Source organism: Mesorhizobium sp. M7A.F.Ca.MR.148.00.0.0 (genome assembly GCF_003997735.1).
Classification (GTDB): Bacteria; Pseudomonadota; Alphaproteobacteria; order Rhizobiales; family Rhizobiaceae; genus Mesorhizobium.
The window spans coordinates 1-258 of the sequence record NZ_RZTB01000613.1; the positions used below are offsets into that span (position 1 = coordinate 1).

Sequence of the window (258 nt, forward strand, 5' to 3'; positions counted from 1 at the left end):
CTGTTTGGACGAAGCACCGGCGAACACGGCGGCGATCGCCGCATAGGCCTTCGGATTGGCGACCGCGAGAAGGAAACCAGCCAGCCATGTTGGACGCGGAGCCTCGGCGGCGCGTGCTGCCATGGGGGCGCCGTGGCTATCTTGAAGGCGAGACAAAGGATGTAGGCCGCGGAGGCGAAAGCCAGCAACGGCGCCAGCTTCGGCGTCACGGTGAGCACCGCCACGACCCCGGTCGCGACAACCAGAAGCACGGCGATC

At 67.1% G+C, this 258-nt stretch carries 1 pseudogene; it reads right to left on the reverse strand.

Annotation, left to right across the window (positions count from 1 at the left end):
• Nucleotides 1-258 (reverse strand): annotated as a pseudogene (locus EOB49_RS38515) (LysE family transporter); the annotation flags it as partial.